Genomic DNA, 16,336 nt, shown 5'->3' on the forward strand with positions numbered 1-16,336 from the left:
TCGTGATTCCCCCCTCCCAAGAGTAGCACTTTATGGATTAAGAACCGAAGCGCCGGGGCTTACAATTGTTTTTATTGGCAATTGTCATAAAGACCGAAGGTTTTGCCCGAGGGCGGCGGCGAGGCGGGGTTGGGTTCCGGCGAGGCCGAGCGTGGCGGACCAGTCGAGGAAAGCGCCGATGCGGTGGCCAAGTTTGGTTGCGTGGTTTTGCGCGATGTCGGTCAGGCGGTGGTCTAGGAAGGGGTTGGCGAAGCGGTCGAGCGTGGCTGTGACATAGGCGGGGGCCGATGTGTCGCCCGCGGCGGCGAAGGTGGGCAGGACTTCGGATTCGTAGAGGGATGCAAGGTCGGCGCGGATTTCGGGGGTTGCCATGAGGCTGCGGACGAAAGGGGGGGCGCGGTCGGTTTTGAGCCAGTTTGCGACAAGGTAGGTGTGGCCGAGGTTGAGGATGTGGAGTTTGCGGCGCTCGATCGGGGCGAGGTCGGCGACGATTTCTATGGCGGGGTGGGTGCAGGGGGGACGAGGCCGGGGGCATCCTCGATCGCCCAGAGGGCGTAGGGTTCGGCGATGGCCCCGGCGGGGTCGAGCGGTTCGGATACGATGCGGTCGACGAGGGAGTTGGCGAAGGTTTGGCCCGCCAGCCAGTCGTGGAAGGCGGGGGAGAGGTTTTGTGCAAGGGAGAGGGTGCGGGCGCGCAGCGTGTCGCCGTTGCGGGGGACAAGCTCGGTCGGCATGAGCTGGACTGGCGCGCGGGTGGTCTGGAAGCGCGACCAGAGGAGGTGGGTCAGTTTGGCGGGGTAGGACATGGATTGGTCGAAGTGACCAAGCGTGTCGGCGGGTTGGGGGGTCCATCCGGCTTCGCTGGTGTTCGACAGGATGATGCTGGCATGGGTGGCGGCGGCGCAGATTTCTGGCCAGTCGGTCGCGGTGTCGTAGGCGCGGGTGATCGAGGTGACGCGGGTTTCGCGTTGGACGGGCGCGCCGTTTTCGAGGCCCTGGATACGGACGGGGAAACCTTGGGTCAGGGCGTGAAGGCGGGCGTTGCGGGTGGCGTTGCCCGATGACTGGATGACGGTAACGGGGCCTGCGGGCTGGCCTGCGGCCATGGCTTCGGACAGGAACAGATCGGCATGGGCTTGCAGGAAGCGGCTGGTGCCGAATTGCAGGATGGGGTTGGTTGACATGATCGGGCCCTCTGGTGTTTGGTTTTTTATGATAAGGGACCGTGTGTCAAGAGGGAGGCCGGGATGCATATTCTGTGCGTGGGCGAGGCTATGGCGGAAATTCGCGCGCAGGGGGACGGGTTCGCCGTGGGGTTTGCGGGGGACACGTTCAACACGGCGGTCTATGCGCGGCGGCGATTGGGCGCGCGGGGGCGCGTATCCTATCTGACGCGGGTCGGGTGCGAGGGGTTGTCGGAGGGGTTCTTGCGGCTGGCGCGGGCCGAGGGGGTTGGCGTGGAGGCGGTGGCACGGGACGCGGGGCGCAACATCGGGGTCTATACAGTCGATACGGACGCGACGGGCGAGAGGAGTTTCGCCTATTGGCGCGAGCGGTCGGCGGCGCGGTTGCTGTTTCAGGACGAGGCGGATTATGCGGCGTTAGAGACATGTGACGTGCTTTATCTGTCGGCGATTACCTTGGCGATTTTGACGGCCGAAGCGCGGGGGCAACTGTTGGCGCGTGTGGCGGAGTTGCGAGGCAAGGGGATGATCTTTGCCTTTGATTCCAACTATCGGCCGCGGCTGTGGGAAAGTGCGGATGTGGCGCGCGCCGTGATCGGGGCGGCTTGGGGCTTGGCGGATGTGGCGCTGCCCTCGGTCGATGACGAGATCGCGCTGTTCGGGGGCGATGAGGCGGCGGTTCTGGCGCGGTTGCGGAAGGACGGGCGGATCGGGGCGTTGAAGCGCGGGGCGCTGGGGCCTGTGGCGATGGATGGATCGGTGCAGGCGGAGGGGTTCGCGCCTGCGACAACGGTGGTCGATACCACGGCGGCGGGCGACAGTTTCAACGGGGGTATCTGGCGGCTTTGGCGCTTGGCTTGCCCGAGGCGGAGCGGTTGGCTTGGGGGCATGAGACGGCGCGGCATGTGGTGGGGCTTGCGGGGGGGATCGTTGCGCTGCCTGCGGCGATGCTAGGGGACGGCGTGGTCGCGCAGGGATGAGAGAAGGGTTTGCTTTGACGTGCGCAGGTGGTCGCCTGCGGCCTTTAGTGCGGCAGGCTCATTTCGGGCTTTTAGTGCCGCGATAAGGGACAGGTGTTCGTGGATCGCGGCGAAGTTGCGGTCGCGTTCACCGGTTTTGTCCCATTGGTAGTGGTAGTGGAAGATCAGGGCGATGATCTTCTGGAATTCGGCGGCGAAGCGGTTTTTGACGGTGCTGCCGATGGTGGCGTGGAAGTCTTCGTCCAGCAGTGAAAAGTCGTGGAAGCGGGCGTCGATCTGTGCGGCGAGGTCGCGGTGGGCCTGTTCCAGCGCATCGAGGCGGGGCCAGATCGGGTGGTCGGGCGGCAGGGCTATCAGGTGCGAGACGGCGTTGAGTTCGAGCATCAGGCGGAATTCGGAAAGCTCGACGGCGAAATCGCGGGTGAAACCCAGAAGCTCCCATCCGCCACGGTCGCGGCGACGGACTAGGCCGAAGCGGCTGAGCGAGGCGAGGAAGGCTTGCAGCATGTGGGGGGTGACGTGGAAGCGGCGGGCGAGTTCGGCCACGTTGAGCGCGGTGCCGGGGGGGACATCGAAGCGGAGCACCCAGTCGAGGAATTGGCGTTCGAGTTCCTGTTCGGTGAGCTGGTCGGACTGGATCGCCAGACGGTCGCGGGGGGTGGGCAGGCGCAAAAGGCGTTTGTCGCGGCCTTGCCATGACAGGATTTCGGCCTTTTGCAGGCGGTCGAGGATGGCGCGGATCACGGTGCGGCTGACGCCGAGGCGTCTGGAAAGCGCGAGTTCCGAGGGCAGGCTGTCGCCCGCTTGCAGGGTGGCGGCAAAGTCGAGGAGCGAGTTGAACGCCTCGCGGAAGCGTTCGTCGGTGCGGGCCATGGCGGTTCCTGTGCTTTGCGACAGAAGGACCGAAGCGGGGGATAAAAAGCAAGGTCGGAATGTGGGGCGGGCGCGTCGGCTTTCGCGGCGCTTGGGCGCGCGCGATGGAAAGGATGGCGGGCAGGGGTGGGGGATGAACAGGGCGGGGCGGTTGACGGCGGGGCGGGGGTCTTTGCAACACGTGCCGGTTGCGCGGGCGGTGCGCGATGAACGCGCACCCTACGCAAGGATCGCCGGATAAGGCAGGCCCAAGCGGGCTTCGGCGTGAAGGACGACGAGGGCTGCGGCGCGGGCATCCTCGCCCGCGTCGTGGTGGTCGAAGTGCAGGTTCAGTTGGCGCTTGAGGTGTGACAGGCCGTGGCCGCCATTGCCGATGAATTCGGGCCATGCGCGGCGGGCGATGGTGACGGAGTTGGACCAACTCCACGGCGGTGCGGGCAGGGTGGCGGCGGTGCAGGCCTGTTCCATGGCGCGTTTGTCGAAGCTGCTGTGCTGGATGAGGGGATGGGTTGACAGGAGCGGCGACAGGCGGGTGAAGGCGGTGGCGAAATCGGGGGCGGTGGCGACGTGATGGGGGCCGATGCCGTGCAGTTGGGTGTTGAAACCCGAGAAGTGGCAACGGGGGTTCACGTAGGTGGCGAAGGTTTCGATGCTGCCGTCATGCCGGACGCAGGCGATGCCGATCTGGCAGATGCTTGATGCGTCACTGTTGGCGGTTTCGACATCGAGTGCGATGAAGCGGAAGCCTCCGGCCGGAAGGGGGGCTGTCAGGTGGTCGTGGCGGTTCGTCCAGTTCATTTCGTGCCCCTGCTGCCTGCGGTTGGTTTCGCATGGGGGCGGGGTGATTTCCAGCGGTGGATTTGGGGTTAACTGTGCGGGGGCGGCGTGGCAGGGTCGGGGTTCCGACAGGGGGATTTCATGACTTTGACCCATCTTTTCCAGCCTTTGGTCCTGCGCGGGCGGGTGATACGCAATCGCATCTTGTCGACGGGGCATGATACCACGCTGCCGGTGGACGGGACGGTGAACGAGGCGTTGGTTGCCTATCACCGCGCGCGGGCGCGGGGCGGGGTGGGGTTGATCGTCACGCAGGTGGCGGGGGTGCATGAGACGGCGCGCTATACGTCGCATATGCTGATGGCGGTGGATGACGGGTGTATCGCGGGGTATGCGGCGCTGGCGCGGGCTTGTCATGACGAGGGGGCGGTGGTGGTGAGCCAGTTGTTCCATCCGGGGCGCGAGATCATGGAGAGCGGGGACGGGTTGCTGGCGGTGGCCTATGCACCGAGTGTCAGCCCAAACGAGCGGTTTCGGGTAATGCCGCGGGCCTTGGACGTGGCGATGATCGAGGAGATCGTGGCAGGATACGGCGGGGCTGCGCGGCGGATGAAGGCGGCGGGGCTGGACGGTGTGGAGTTCGTGGCGAGCCATGGCTATCTGCCGTCGCAGTTCCTGAACCCCCGCGTCAACCGGCGCGACGATGACTATGGCGGATCGTTCGAGAAGCGGCTGAAGTTCCTGCGCGACTGTCTGGAGGCGATGCGGGCTGCGGCGGGGGATGATTTCATCATCGGGCTGCGGATCAGTTCGGACGAGCGGGAAGAGGCAGGCTTGCAGGCGGACGAGGTGATCGGGGCCTGCACCGCGCTGGAGCCGCTGGTGGATTATGTGAACGTGACGGCGGGGACGAGTGCCACGCTGGGGGGCGCCATGCATATCGTGCCACCTATGGCTGTGGCGCATGGGTATCTGGCGGGCGAGGCGGGGCGGATCAAGGCGGCGCTTTCGGTGCCGGTGTTTGTGGCAGGACGGATCAACCAGCCGCAGGAGGCCGAGGCGATATTGGCGCGGGGCCAAGCCGACATGTGCGGGATGACGCGGGCGTTGATCTGTGACCCCGAGATGCCGGTGAAGGCCGAGGAGGGGCGGTTGGAGGATATCCGCGCCTGTATCGCCTGCAATCAGGCTTGCATCGGGCATTTCCATCGGGGGTTGCCGATTTCCTGCATCCAGCATCCGGAAACGGGGCGGGAGTTGCGGTTCGGGTCGATTGGACGGGCGGACCGGCAGAAGCGGGTGATGGTGGTGGGTGGCGGGCCTGCGGGGATGAAGGCCGCGATCACGGCGGCCAAGCGGGGGCATGTGGTGACGCTATACGAGGCCGAGGCGCAGTTGGGCGGGCAGGCGCGGCTGGCGCAACTGCTGCCACGGCGGGCGGAATTTGGCGGGATCATCACCAACCTGTCGCATGAGATGCAGTTGCAGCAGGTGCGCGTGGTCAAGGGGGTTCGGGTGGACCGTGCCTTGGTCGAGGCCGAGGCGCCGGATGCGGTGGTGATCGCCACGGGGGCGGTGCCCTTTGTGCCCGAGATGCCGGATGACGGGTCGGTTCAGGTGGCGACCGCGTGGCAGGTGCTGCGGCGTGAGGTTCGGCCGGGTGCGCGGGTGGTGGTGGCCGATTGGCGGGTGACTGGATCGGGCCGGGGATTGCCGAGCAGCTGGTGCGCGAGGGGTGTCAGGTGACGCTTGCGGTGACGGGGACACATGTGGGGGAAAGCCTGCCGCTGTACGTGCGCGACAATATCGCGGCGGAATTGCACAGGCTGGGGGTGACGGTCACGCCCTATGCGCGGCTTTACGGGGTGGATGGCGGGGCGGTGTATTTGCAGCATTCGGCCAGCGGTGCGGCGATGCCGGTGGAAGGCGTGGATACGCTGGTGCTGTGCATGGGGCATCGGCCCGTGGACGGCTTGCAAGCCGAATTGCGCGGGCTGGGGGTCGAGGTGGTGATGGCAGGGGATTGTCTGGCCCCGCGCACCGCCGAGGAGGCGGTGTTCGAGGGGTTGAAGGTGGCGGCGGGGCTTTAGGCCCCTGCCGTTCAGCGGACGACGAAGCCGTGGGCGAAGGGGTCGCGGTCGTCGATGAAGATGGTGTTGTAGCCGGTCATTCGTGCCCATCCGGCGATGGAGGGGATGATGGCGGGGCGGTCTGCGACTGATGCTGCCGCTTCGACGCGGCCCTTGAAGATCGAGCCGATGATGCTTTCGTGGTGGAATTCGTCGCCCACGGCCAGTTTGCCCTTGGCGGCGAGTTGGGCCATGCGGGCCGAGGTGCCGGTGCCGCAGGGGCTGCGGTCGATCGCCTTGTCGCCATAGAACACCGCGTTGCGGGCATGGGCGCCTGCGACGGTGGGCTTGCCCGTCCACTGGATGTGGCTGAGGCCGTTGATTGCGGCATGTTCGGGGTGGATGAAGTCGTATTTGGCGTTGAGCGCGGCGCGGAGTTTCTGGCTGAGGGCGATGAGTTCGCCCGCCGTGTAGCTGGCCATATCGTCAAAGCAGGCTTGCGGTTCGACGATGGCGTAGAAGTTGCCGCCGTAGGCCACGTCGACCACCACTTCGCCCATGCCTTCGATGGTGGCCGTCAGGCCTTCGGCATGGAGGTAGGAGGGCACGTTGGTCAGGCGCACTTCCTCGACGAAGCGGCCTTCCTGACGGTAGGCGATGTCGACCTTGCCTGCGGGCGCGTCGATGGAGAGTTTGCCCGGTTCGCGCGGGGTGATGAGGCCGTTTTCGATACCCATGGTGATGGTGCCGATGGTGCCGTGGCCGCACATCGGCAGGCAGCCCGATGTTTCGATGAAAAGGACGGCGACATCGCAATCGGGGCGGGTCGGGGGTAGAGGATCGAGCCTGACATCATGTCATGGCCGCGCGGTTCGAACATGAGGCCGGTGCGGACCCAGTCGAATTCACGCAGAAAATGGGCGCGGCGTTCGAGCATATTGGCGCCCTGAAGCCGTGGGCCCCCGCCTGACACAAGGCGGACGGGGTTGCCGCAGGTGTGACCATCGATGCAGGAGAAGGTGTGGAGGGCCATTATGCGAAACCTTGGAAGCGTTGCGGGCTGAAGGGCGAGAGGTCCAGCGCGGGGGTGGCCCCTGTCACCAGATCGGCTATGAGGCGGGCGGTGCCTGCGCTTTGGGTCAGGCCGAGGTGGCCGTGGCCGAAGGCGTAGATGACGTTCGGGGTTGCCTTTGCGCGGCCGATGGCGGGCAGGCTGTCGGGGAGCGAGGGGCGGAAGCCCATCCATTGCGTGCCGCCCTGCGGGTTCAGGCCGGGGAGGAAGGTTTGGGCTTTCCGTAGCATCGAGTCGGCGCGTTTGTAATTGGGCGGGAGCGACAGGCCGCCGAGTTCGACGGCACCGCCGACACGGATGCCGGTGGACAGGCGCGAGACGACGAAGCCGTGGCCGCCAAAGGTGATTTGCGTGCGGATGTCGAAAGCGTCGGCGGGCAGGGTGGTGTTGTAGCCGCGTTCGGTTTCGAGGGGGATCTTTTCGCCCAGCGTGCGGGCGAGGCGGTGCGAAAAGGCGCCAGCGGCGACGACGATGCGGCAGGCGTCGAGGGTCGTGCCGTCGGTGAAGGCAAGAGTCGCGCCGGTGTCGGTGGGGGTGATCGCTGCCGCGTCGGCGATACGAAGGGTGCCGCCGTTGGCGCGGAAGCGGGTGGCGAGGGCTTCGGTGTAGAGCTTGGGGTCGGCGATGGAATACCAGCCGGGGGTGAAGGTGCCGTGGGTGAAGCGGGGCGCGAGGCCGGGCTGCACATCTGCCATTTCGCCGGGGGTCATGTGCTGGAATTCGATGCCGTGATCGGTGCGGGCCTGCCAGCCCGGAAGCGAGGCGCGGAATTCGTCGGGGCCTTCGTAGACCTGAAGGTTGCCGCGTTTGGCGAGCATGTGGGCGGTGCCGGTGGCGGCGAGGAAGGGTTCGAGTTCGGCTTTCGACAGGTCCATCAGCGCGGTTTGCGCGGTGGTCGAGGCGGCGACGGCGCGGGGGGAACAGGCGCGCCAGAAGCGGAACATCCACGGCGCGATCTGCAGCGCATAGGCGGGCGGCACGCTGAGCGGGCCGAGCGGGTCGAGCAGCCAGCGCGGGGCCTTGCGAAGGATGCCCGGAGAGGCGAGGGGCAGGATATCGGTAAAGGCGAAGGCACCGGCATTGCCCGCCGATGCGCCCGCGGCGGGGCCGCTGCGGTCGATCACGGTGACGGTAAGGCCGCGGGCTTGCAGGGCGAGGGCGGCGGACAGACCCACCACCCCCGCGCCGATGACGACGACGGTTGTCATGGTCAGGCGCTGTGCTTTGCGTCCAGTTTTGACGACCAGTCGGCATACCATGCCGAGAACAGCGCGAGTTGCTTTTCGATGAAGCCCTGCTGGCTGGACGAGAGCGCATCGGTATCGTTGAAGTGCAGTTTGTAGGCGGCGTCGCCACGGACGACGAGCATGTGTTTGAAGAACAACACAAGGTCGGGGCCGGCATCGACTTCGGACAGGATCTGCATGGCGCTGTCGAGTTCATAGGCAAGGCGGCGGGCGGTGGCGTCGCCTGCGACGGCGGCTTTGCACAGTTTTGTCAGGTGCAGCACTTCGCGTGGCAGCACGTTGCCGATGCCGGTGATCGCGCCATCGGCGTTGCAATTGATGTAGCCGTGGTAGACGGCGGTATCGACGCCGATCATCAGCTTGATGTCGTCGGAGCCCGAGGTGATTGCCTCACCCGCGTAGGAGAGGTCGGCGAAACCGCCGAATTCCTTGAAGCCGACAAGGTTGGCGTGTTCGGCGCGGATCTGGAAGAAAAGATCGGCCTTGGTCGAATAGCCGTAATATGGGCTGTTGTAGATGACGGCGGGCAGGTTCGGTGCGGCGGCGAGGATCGCCTTGAAATGGGCTTTCTGGGCGGCGGGGACGGTGCCGCGCGACAAAAGGCGGGGGATGACCATGAGGCCATGCGCGCCGACCTTTTCAGCATGGGCGGCAAGGGCGGCAGCGGTGGCGGTGTTGACCGCACCTGTGCCGACGATGACTTTGATGCCAGCTTTCACAAGGCGTTCGACGCCCTCCATCCGCCATTCGTTGGTGAGAAGCGGCCAGTCGCCCATCGAGCCGCAGTAGACGACCGCCGACATGCCGAGGGAGACGAGTTCGCGGGCCTTTTCGACAAGCTTGTCGAAATCGGGGGTGCGGTCTGCCTTGCAGGGGGTCATCAGCGCGGGGATCGTGCCGGTGAAGATGCTGGAATCCATGGGACGTTCCTTTGCTAGGGCCTGTGCTAGGGGTCGAATCTGGTTGTTCGCCCCACCATAGGCAGAATCTTAGCCTTGTCGATAAAAATTTTCAGATAAGAAAAATAGCGTGCCGTTAGTGTCGTGGGGTCGCCGTTCGGATTGCGGTCTGGTCGGAGCGACGGGCTTGGCTGCTTGCACTACAGCGCCGACTTTTTTCATATAATAAAAAAGTTTTGCCAAACTGCAAAACGCATGACACGATGGGAAAGGAAAAAGCCGAATCAACAGGGAGACTCGACCATGAAAACCTTGATTACTGCTGCTGTTTTGCTGGTATCCGCGGGTGCGGCGCAGGCCGACAAGCTGGACGATATCATTTCGTCGGGCACGCTGCGTTGCGCGGTCGTGCTGGACTTTCCGCCCATGGGCTTTCGCGACGAAAGCAACAATCCGCAGGGCTTTGACGTCGATTACTGCAACGATCTGGCCGCCGCGCTTGGCGTGACCGCCGAGATCGTGGAAACCCCGTTCCCCGAGCGGATTCCGGCGCTGATGTCGGGCCGTGTGGATGTGGGTGTGGCTTCGACCTCGGATACGCTGGAGCGGGCGAAGACCGTGGGTTTCAGCATTCCCTACTTTGCCTTCGAGATGGCCGTGACCGCGAACGACAAGTCGGGGATCACGTCTTATGACACGATGAAGGGCAAGGTCGTGGGTGCGGTTGCGGGCACCTATGAGGCGATTGCGCTGGAAGAGCAGGTCAAGGCCTGGGGCGAGGGCGAGTTCCGCCCCTACCAGACGCAGGCGGATGTGTTCCTCGCGCTGAGCCAAGGGCAGTTGGACGGGACGGTTTCGACATCAACCGTGGCGCAGGCCAATGTGAAGTCGGGCAACTATCCGGGCATCGCGGTCATGGGCAAGGCGCCGTTCGACACCGACTATGTCGCGCTGTTCACCAACCGCGAGGAATACGGCCTGATCAACTACCTTGATCTGTTCGTGAACCAGCAGGTCCGCACGGGCCGTTATGACGAGCTGTACGAAAAGTGGGTCGGTGGCGAAGTTCCGAGCCTGTTGGTCCCGAACTCGTATCGCTGATAGCATCGGGGGTGCGCGCTATGGCGCGCATCCCCTTTTTTAACGCCGGCACGAGGCGCCCATGTTCTCTTATACATTCCAGTGGAAGCAGGCTTTTGCCAGACTTCCCGAGATGCTTGACGGCGCGCGTGTCACCGTCGAGATCGCGCTGTTGTCGATGGCGATCGGGATCGTGCTGGCCGTGCTGCTGACCGGATGCCGCCTTTCGGGCAACCGCGTGCTGATGGCGGTTTCGACGACATGGGTGGAACTGGCGCGGAACACTCCGGCGCTGTTCCAGATTTACATGGCGCATTTCGGGGTGGCGAGTTTCGGCATCCATTTCAGCCCCTTTGTGTCGCTGTTGATCGGGATTACGTTCAACAACGCGGGCTATCTGTCAGAGAATTTCAGGGGCGCGTTGAAGGCGATACCCGATACGCAGACGCGGTCGGCGCGGTCGCTGGGGATGACACCCATTCAGGCGTTCGGCTATGTGGTGATGCCACAGATGTTGCGGATTTCGTTCCTGCCGATGACGAACCAGATGGTCTGGGCGATCCTGATGACGTCGCTTGGGGTGACGGTGGGGATGAATTTCGACCTTTACGGCGTGACGCAGGATCTGAACGCGCTGACGTTCCGGACGTTCGAGTTGTTCGCGCTGGCGGCGGTGATCTTTTACGTGATCACCAAGATCATCCAGATCGGTGCGCGACTGATCGCAAGCCGCCTGTTCCGGTATTGAGGGGGGATGGCGATGTTCGATACCGCGCTGACCGCGAAGGATATGGTTTTTCTGGCCCAAGGGGCCGGGGTCACGCTGCTGGTGACGGCGATTGCGGTGGTGCTGGGGACCGCGCTTGGCATCGTCTTCGGGATCTTCCGCTTTCAGGTCGGGCCGTGGTGGGCGGCACCGCTAACGTTCGTGCTGGATGTGTCGCGGTCTATTCCGCTGTTGATCCAGCTTGTGCTGGCCAATGCTTTCATGGGCGTGGTGCTTAAGCTGAAGATGTCGGGCTTTACGGTCGCCTGCGGGGTGCTGACGCTATACACCGCCGCCTATTGCGCCGAGATCGTGCGCGGGGCGGTCGAAGCGGTGCCAAGCACCACGCGGCGGGCGGCGCGGTCGCTGGGGCTGAGTTGGACGCAGGACATGACCTATATCGTGCTGCCGCTGGCCACGCGGGTGGCGCTGCCGTCGTGGATCGGGCTGGCGCTGGGGGTGATGAAGGATTCGGCGCTGGTCTATATCGTGCAGGTGACCGAACTGCTGAAATCGACGCAGATCCTGATCACGCGCCTGCAAGAGCCGCTGCTTTTGTTGATGATCTGCGGCGCTTTCTACTTTGTCATCAGCTTCCCTATCGCCCGTTTCGGCGGGTATCTCGAAAAACGGTGGTCCAATGATTGAGATCGAAAACGTCCGCAAATCCTTTGGTCCGTTGCAGGTGCTGAAGGGCATCGACCTGACGGTGCAAAAGGGGGAGGTGCTGACGATCATCGGCGGGTCGGGGTCGGGTAAATCGACGCTGCTGACCTGTATCAACGGGTTGGAGCCTATCGATTCAGGCCGGATCAAGGTGGACGGGACCGAGGTGCATGCCAAGGGCACCGACCTGAACAAGCTGCGCCAGAAGCTGGGGATCGTGTTCCAGCAGTGGAATGCGTTTCCGCATCTGACGGTGCGGGAAAACGTGATGCTGGCGCCGCGCAAGGTGTTGGGGATCGGCAAGGACGAGGCGGCGGCGATTGCGGAAAAGCAGCTGTCGCATGTGGGGCTGGGCGACAAGCTGGACGTCTATCCGTCGCGGCTTTCGGGCGGGCAGCAGCAGCGGATGGCGATTGCGCGGGCGCTTGCGATGTCGCCCGGATACATGCTGTTCGACGAGGTGACCTCGGCGCTGGACCCGCAACTGGTGGGCGAGGTGCTGGATACACTGCGGATGCTGGCGTCCGAAGGGATGACGATGATCTGCGTGACGCACGAGATGAAGTTCGCGCGCGAGGTTTCGGATCGGGTGGCGTTTTTCTCGAAGGGTGTGATGGCCGAGATTGGCGTGCCGGGGCAGATTTTCGATGCGCCCCAAAACCCCGAGACGGCGGCTTTCGTCCAGATGACTCAGCACTGAGGGATTAACATGCGGACTTCGAAGGTTGTGCATGTGGTGTCTTGCCATGCCGAGGGCGAGGTGGGCGATGTGATCGTGGGGGGCGTGCTGCCTCCGCCCGGCGCTACGGTGTGGGAGCAATCGCGCTGGATCGCGGCGGATGAAGGGTTGCGGAACTTCGTGCTGAACGAACCGCGGGGGGGCGTGTTCCGGCATGTGAACCTGTTGGTGCCGCCAAAAGACCCGCGCGCACAGATGGGCTGGATCATCATGGAACCCGCCGACACGCCGCCGATGTCGGGGTCGAATTCGATTTGCGTGGCCACGGTGTTGCTGGATACCGGGATCATCCCGATGACCGAACCCGTGACGCGGATGGTGCTGGAAGCGCCGGGCGGGTTGATCGAGGTGGAAGCCCTGTGCCGCAATGGCAAGGCTGAACGGATCAGCGTGAAGAACGTGCCTTCGTTCGTGGACCGTCTGGGGGCGGTGATCGAGGTCGAGGGGATCGGGACGCTGACGGTGGATACCGCCTATGGCGGCGACAGTTTCGTGCTGGTCGATGCAGGTGCGGCGGGTGTCGAGATTGCGCCGGTGAATGCCCGCGAGATTGCCGTGACGGGGATGAAGATCACCAAGGCGGCGAACGAGCAGCTGGGGTTCCGGCATCCGGCGAACGACTGGAATCACATCAGCTTTTGCCAGTTCACCGATCCGGTCGTGCGCGAGGGCGGGGTGCTGACGGGCAAGAACGCGGTGGCGATCCGGCCCGGCAAGATCGACCGTTCGCCCACCGGCACGGGGTGTTCGGCGCGGATGGCGGTGCTGTTTGCGCGGGGCGAGATGCAGATCGGCGACCGTTTCGTGGGCCGGTCGATCATCGATACCGAGTTCCATTGCCGGATCGATTCGGCGGTGGATATCAACGGAACGGCGGGGATCAGCCCCGTGATTTCGGGGCGGGCCTGGGTGATCGGAACGCATCAGTTGATGGTGGACCCGGACGATCCGTTTCAGGCCGGGTATCGGCTGTCGGACACGTGGCCTGCGGATTTGTGATTAGGGCTCCCGCCGCTAGATAATGGCGGCGGGGGTTTCTATTTTAGTCGATCGCGGCGAGGCCGAGGGATTCGAGGCGGGCGAGCTGGGCGAGTTCGGCTTCGGTCAGGGCGATGCCTTGGGCTTCGGATTCGGCGCGGGCGGTGAAGCGGCGTTGCGAGGGGAGGCGGGCGCCTTGGTCGCCGATGGCGGCGAAGAGGCGTTCGCCTTCGGCGATGGGGTCGCGGCCTGTGTTGGCGGAAAAGCGGGCGGGATCGAAGGCGAGGATCAGCGCGCCGTGGCGGGGCAGAAGGCTGGTGCCACCCATGAAGTCGTAGGCTTCCTTGCTCATGAACTCGCCTAGCATCGCGCCTGCCATGAGTTCGATCATGGTCGAGATGGCTGACCCTTTGTGCCCGCCAAAGGGAAGCATCGCGCCGGCGAGGGCTTCGGTCGGGTCGGTGGTGGGGGTGCCGTTGGCATCGACCGCCCAACCTTCGGGAATGGGTTTGCCTGCGCGGTGGTGGAGTTCGATCTCGCCGCGTGCGGCGACGCTGGTGGCGAAGTCGAAGACGTAAGGGTGCGGGCCGGTGCGCGGGTAGGCAAAGGCGAAGGGGTTGGTGCCCAGAAGCGGCAGGGTGCCGCCGCTGGGGGCGACCGAGGAATAGCTGGGGCACATGGAAAGGGAGGCGAGGCCCTCGCGGGCGAGGTCTTCCACCTCGTACCAGAGGGCCGAGAAGTGCAGGCAATCGCGGATCACGAGGGCGGCGAGGCCGTGTTGGCGTGTGCGGTCGATCAGGGTTGCGCGGGCGTCTTCGAACGCGGGGCAGGCGAAGCCGCCGCCTGCGTCGATTTCAAGGATGGGTCCGGTGCTGTCGCGCAGGCGGGGGATGGCGTCGGGGACGACCTTGCCCGCTTTCAGCACGCGCAGGCAGCCTTCGATGCGGTAGATGCCGTGAGATTTGCAGTTGTCGCGTTCGCCCGCGACGATGACGCGGGCCATGGCGCGGGCGGTTTCAGCCCGGATGCCTGCCGTGGCGAAGATGCCTGTGACCCTGTCTTCAAGGTCGCGGATGGAGATGTTGGACATTCTGTTCCGGGGTTATCGGGCGAAGTCGACGTCGGTCGATATCCAGAAAATTCTGGTTTCTGTATCGTCCAACGCGCGGATCGCGTGTTTCAGGGTGCTGTCGTAATAGGCGCAATCGCCGATGCCGAGTTCGACGGGCGCGTAATGTTCCACCTGAAGCTCGACGCGGCCGGAGAGGACGTAGATACATTCCTCGCCTTCATGCGCGCCGAGGTCTTTGGAGTGAAGTTTGCCGCGCCGGTCGATGGTGGCGACAAGGGGGATGATCTTTTTCTCGGACAGGGCCGAGCAGAGCACCTCGTATTCGTAGGCTGATGTGCGTTCCTTGCTGCCGGTGCCTGCGCGGGTCACGGTCATGCGGGTTTTGGCGGTGTCGCTGCCCGCTTCGGCGGACAAGAGGCGTTCTATGCCGACGCCGTACCCCCGCGCCACGCGCACGAGGTTTTCATAGCTGGGCGAGACGCGGCCATTCTCGATCTTGTGGATGGTCGAGAGCGCAAGGCCTGTCCGCTGGGCGGCACCTTCGAGCGTCAGGCCGCAATCCTGACGCAGCGTCTTCATCCGCTGGCCAAGGTCGGCGCGGAGCTTTTCACGCTCTTCCGCCCATGTCGCCTCGTCGGCGTTCTCTTGGTCCATCGACCAACCCTCGATTTTCACATCGGCCACAGTTTTTTCTTTTATTACTACATATGCTACACTATGCATAAGGCATTGCCCCACACAACGACAGATTTACTAGCATGTGTTGCGGCGCCAAGGGTTAACGGCAAGAGTCGTTTTTGATGCCTAAAAGAATAGCAATCAGGGGGTTACGGTGGGAAAACTCATCGTGTCGGCGGATGTCGGCGGGCGGGTGCTGGTTTGCACCGAGGGATTGAGCTTTTGGGGCGGGGTCGATGCGCGGACGGGCGTGATCGTCGACGCGCACCATCCGCAGCATGGCGAGGCTTTGGGCGGTCGTGTCGTGCTGATGCCGACAAGCCGCGGGTCTTGCACCGGAAGCGGCGTGCTGCTGGGGCTGACCTTTGCCGGCAACGCTCCGGCGGCGCTGATCTTCCGCGAGAGCGAGGATATCCTGACGCTGGGGGCGGTGATTGCGGGGCGCATGTTCGGCAATGGGGTCGCGGTGGTGCGGCTGGGGGCTGACGATTACGACGCGGTCAGCCGGCTGGATGCGGTGACGATCACCGATGGCGTGCTGGCGGGCGGCGATCTGCGAATCGTGCTGGAGCGGATCACGACCGATGCGCTGGAGCTGACCGATGCCGACCGCGCCATGCTGGCCGGGCAGGCGGGGGTCGCGCCACAGGTGGCGATGGAGACGATCTGCACCATGGCCGCGGCGCAGGGGGCGACACGGCTGACCGATGTGACGCGCGTGCATATCGACGGCTGCATCTATGCCAGCCCCGCCTTCCTGACCTTTGCCCGCCGCATGGCGGATATGGGGGCGCGGGTAAAGGTGCCGACCACGATGAACGCGATTTCGGTCGACCATGCGAATTGGCGCAGCCAGGGCGTGGCTGAAGATTTCGGCGATCCGGCTGCCAAGCTGGCCGATGCCTATGTGGAAATGGGCGCGCGGCCAAGTTTCACCTGCGCGCCCTATCTGTTCGCGGACAAGCCCGCCAAGGGGGAAGATATCGCCTGGGCGGAATCGAATGCGGTGATCTATGCCAACAGCATCCTCGGGGCGCGGACGGTCAAACTGCCCGACTTTCTTGACCTGTGCATTGCGCTGACGGGGCGGGCGCCACGGTCGGGCGTCTATCTGGTCGAGAATCGCGCGCCGCAGCGGATCGTCGAGGTGAATCTGCCCGAGGGGGTGGATGATGCCTTCTGGCCGATGCTGGGCTGGCTGGCGGGGCAGGCAGCGCCCGATTGTATTCCCCTTATACGGGGGCTGGAAGCGGCGC

General features: G+C 64.5%; 13 protein-coding genes and 3 pseudogenes (1 of these 16 running past the window's edge). 8 read left to right on the forward strand and 8 right to left on the reverse strand.

The features are described 5' to 3' along the window. Nucleotides 1–84 precede the first annotated feature (84 nt). Nucleotides 85–1,184: pseudogene (locus tag HYN69_RS21990) on the reverse strand (mannitol dehydrogenase family protein). 63 nt (nucleotides 1,185–1,247) lie between these two features. Between HYN69_RS21990 and HYN69_RS18880 the strand changes: the two are divergent. Further along, nucleotides 1,248–2,138: a sugar kinase gene (locus tag HYN69_RS18880; protein WP_230426583.1), complete on the forward strand. Its 891-nt coding sequence runs from the start codon at nucleotides 1,248–1,250 to the stop codon at nucleotides 2,136–2,138. Here HYN69_RS18880 and HYN69_RS18885 read toward each other — a convergent pair. Both HYN69_RS18885 and HYN69_RS18890 read right to left on the reverse strand, forming a co-directional pair. After that, the gene (locus tag HYN69_RS18885; protein WP_108437465.1) at nucleotides 2,135–3,037 is read right to left on the reverse strand and encodes a GntR family transcriptional regulator; all 903 of its coding nucleotides are present in this window, start codon (nucleotides 3,035–3,037) and stop codon (nucleotides 2,135–2,137) included. The genes HYN69_RS18880 and HYN69_RS18885 overlap by 4 nt on opposite strands. A 219-nt stretch (nucleotides 3,038–3,256) precedes the next feature. Beyond that, nucleotides 3,257–3,835 carry a 3'-5' exonuclease gene (locus HYN69_RS18890; RefSeq protein WP_108437466.1) on the reverse strand — a complete coding sequence of 193 codons (579 nt, stop codon included), beginning with the start codon at nucleotides 3,833–3,835 and terminating at the stop codon, nucleotides 3,257–3,259. Nucleotides 3,836–3,955: 120 nt separating this feature from the next. On the opposite strand from HYN69_RS18890, the pseudogene HYN69_RS18895 reads away from it, so the two are divergent. After that, nucleotides 3,956–5,904, forward strand: a pseudogene (locus HYN69_RS18895) (oxidoreductase). Between the two features lie 11 nt (nucleotides 5,905–5,915). On the opposite strand, the pseudogene HYN69_RS18900 reads toward HYN69_RS18895, so the two are convergent. The 3 genes and pseudogenes from HYN69_RS18900 to HYN69_RS18910 form a co-directional block, all read right to left on the reverse strand. Further along, nucleotides 5,916–6,916, reverse strand: a pseudogene (locus HYN69_RS18900) (4-hydroxyproline epimerase). Beyond that, nucleotides 6,916–8,163: an NAD(P)/FAD-dependent oxidoreductase gene (locus HYN69_RS18905; RefSeq protein WP_108437467.1), complete on the reverse strand. Its 1,248-nt coding sequence runs from the start codon at nucleotides 8,161–8,163 to the stop codon at nucleotides 6,916–6,918. Before HYN69_RS18905 ends, HYN69_RS18900 begins: the two are co-directional and overlap by 1 nt. A 2-nt stretch (nucleotides 8,164–8,165) precedes the next feature. Further along, nucleotides 8,166–9,122 (reverse strand): dihydrodipicolinate synthase family protein, encoded by a 957-nt coding sequence (locus HYN69_RS18910; protein WP_108437468.1) that lies wholly within the window; start codon nucleotides 9,120–9,122, stop codon nucleotides 8,166–8,168. Between the two features lie 282 nt (nucleotides 9,123–9,404). On the opposite strand from HYN69_RS18910, the gene HYN69_RS18915 reads away from it, so the two are divergent. From HYN69_RS18915 to HYN69_RS18935, 5 genes are all read left to right on the forward strand, one after another. Beyond that, nucleotides 9,405–10,202, forward strand: coding sequence for an ABC transporter substrate-binding protein (locus tag HYN69_RS18915; RefSeq protein ID WP_108437469.1), 798 nt, complete (start codon nucleotides 9,405–9,407; stop codon nucleotides 10,200–10,202). Between the two features lie 61 nt (nucleotides 10,203–10,263). After that, nucleotides 10,264–10,929, forward strand: a complete 666-nt coding sequence (locus tag HYN69_RS18920; protein ID WP_108437470.1) for an amino acid ABC transporter permease — start codon at nucleotides 10,264–10,266, stop codon at nucleotides 10,927–10,929. Nucleotides 10,930–10,941: 12 nt separating this feature from the next. Further along, the gene (locus HYN69_RS18925) at nucleotides 10,942–11,595 is read left to right on the forward strand and encodes an amino acid ABC transporter permease (RefSeq protein WP_108437530.1); all 654 of its coding nucleotides are present in this window, start codon (nucleotides 10,942–10,944) and stop codon (nucleotides 11,593–11,595) included. After that, nucleotides 11,588–12,313: an amino acid ABC transporter ATP-binding protein gene (locus HYN69_RS18930; RefSeq protein ID WP_108437471.1), complete on the forward strand. Its 726-nt coding sequence runs from the start codon at nucleotides 11,588–11,590 to the stop codon at nucleotides 12,311–12,313. Before HYN69_RS18925 ends, HYN69_RS18930 begins: the two co-directional genes overlap by 8 nt. A gap of 9 nt (nucleotides 12,314–12,322) precedes the next feature. Then, nucleotides 12,323–13,351: a trans-3-hydroxy-L-proline dehydratase gene (locus tag HYN69_RS18935; RefSeq protein ID WP_108437472.1), complete on the forward strand. Its 1,029-nt coding sequence runs from the start codon at nucleotides 12,323–12,325 to the stop codon at nucleotides 13,349–13,351. A gap of 43 nt (nucleotides 13,352–13,394) precedes the next feature. Here HYN69_RS18935 and HYN69_RS18940 read toward each other — a convergent pair whose 3' ends face one another. Together HYN69_RS18940 and HYN69_RS18945 are read right to left on the reverse strand one after the other, a co-directional pair. Continuing rightward, complete coding sequence (locus tag HYN69_RS18940) at nucleotides 13,395–14,420, reverse strand: Ldh family oxidoreductase (protein ID WP_108437473.1); 1,026 nt, start codon at nucleotides 14,418–14,420, stop codon at nucleotides 13,395–13,397. A gap of 12 nt (nucleotides 14,421–14,432) precedes the next feature. Next, a complete protein-coding gene (locus HYN69_RS18945) occupies nucleotides 14,433–15,086 on the reverse strand; it encodes a helix-turn-helix domain-containing protein (protein ID WP_230426584.1) in 654 nt (217 codons plus the stop codon). 148 nt (nucleotides 15,087–15,234) lie between these two features. Here HYN69_RS18945 and lhpI point away from each other — a divergent pair, with 148 nt between their 5' ends. Next, nucleotides 15,235–16,336, forward strand: the 5' portion of a protein-coding gene (lhpI, locus tag HYN69_RS18950; protein ID WP_108437475.1) for a cis-3-hydroxy-L-proline dehydratase. It continues 584 nt past the right edge of the window; only the first 1,102 of its 1,686 coding nucleotides appear in the window; it begins with the start codon at nucleotides 15,235–15,237; its stop codon lies off the right edge, out of view.

Origin of the sequence: Gemmobacter aquarius, assembly GCF_003060865.1 — a bacterium.
GTDB lineage: Bacteria > Pseudomonadota > Alphaproteobacteria > Rhodobacterales > Rhodobacteraceae > Paragemmobacter > Paragemmobacter aquarius.

Bases quoted from the DNA above. Each gene is read 5' to 3' on its own strand.
- HYN69_RS18880 (WP_230426583.1), top strand. From the start codon at position 1,248: ATGCATATTCTGTGCGTGGGCGAGGCTATGGCGGAAATTCGCGCGCAG.
- HYN69_RS18885 (WP_108437465.1), bottom strand. From the start codon at position 3,037: ATGGCCCGCACCGACGAACGCTTCCGCGAGGCGTTCAACTCGCTCCTC.
- HYN69_RS18890 (WP_108437466.1), bottom strand. From the start codon at position 3,835: ATGAACTGGACGAACCGCCACGACCACCTGACAGCCCCCCTTCCGGCC.
- HYN69_RS18905 (WP_108437467.1), bottom strand. From the start codon at position 8,163: ATGACAACCGTCGTCGTCATCGGCGCGGGGGTGGTGGGTCTGTCCGCC.
- HYN69_RS18910 (WP_108437468.1), bottom strand. From the start codon at position 9,122: ATGGATTCCAGCATCTTCACCGGCACGATCCCCGCGCTGATGACCCCC.
- HYN69_RS18915 (WP_108437469.1), top strand. From the start codon at position 9,405: ATGAAAACCTTGATTACTGCTGCTGTTTTGCTGGTATCCGCGGGTGCG.
- HYN69_RS18920 (WP_108437470.1), top strand. From the start codon at position 10,264: ATGTTCTCTTATACATTCCAGTGGAAGCAGGCTTTTGCCAGACTTCCC.
- HYN69_RS18925 (WP_108437530.1), top strand. From the start codon at position 10,942: ATGTTCGATACCGCGCTGACCGCGAAGGATATGGTTTTTCTGGCCCAA.
- HYN69_RS18930 (WP_108437471.1), top strand. From the start codon at position 11,588: ATGATTGAGATCGAAAACGTCCGCAAATCCTTTGGTCCGTTGCAGGTG.
- HYN69_RS18935 (WP_108437472.1), top strand. From the start codon at position 12,323: ATGCGGACTTCGAAGGTTGTGCATGTGGTGTCTTGCCATGCCGAGGGC.
- HYN69_RS18940 (WP_108437473.1), bottom strand. From the start codon at position 14,420: ATGTCCAACATCTCCATCCGCGACCTTGAAGACAGGGTCACAGGCATC.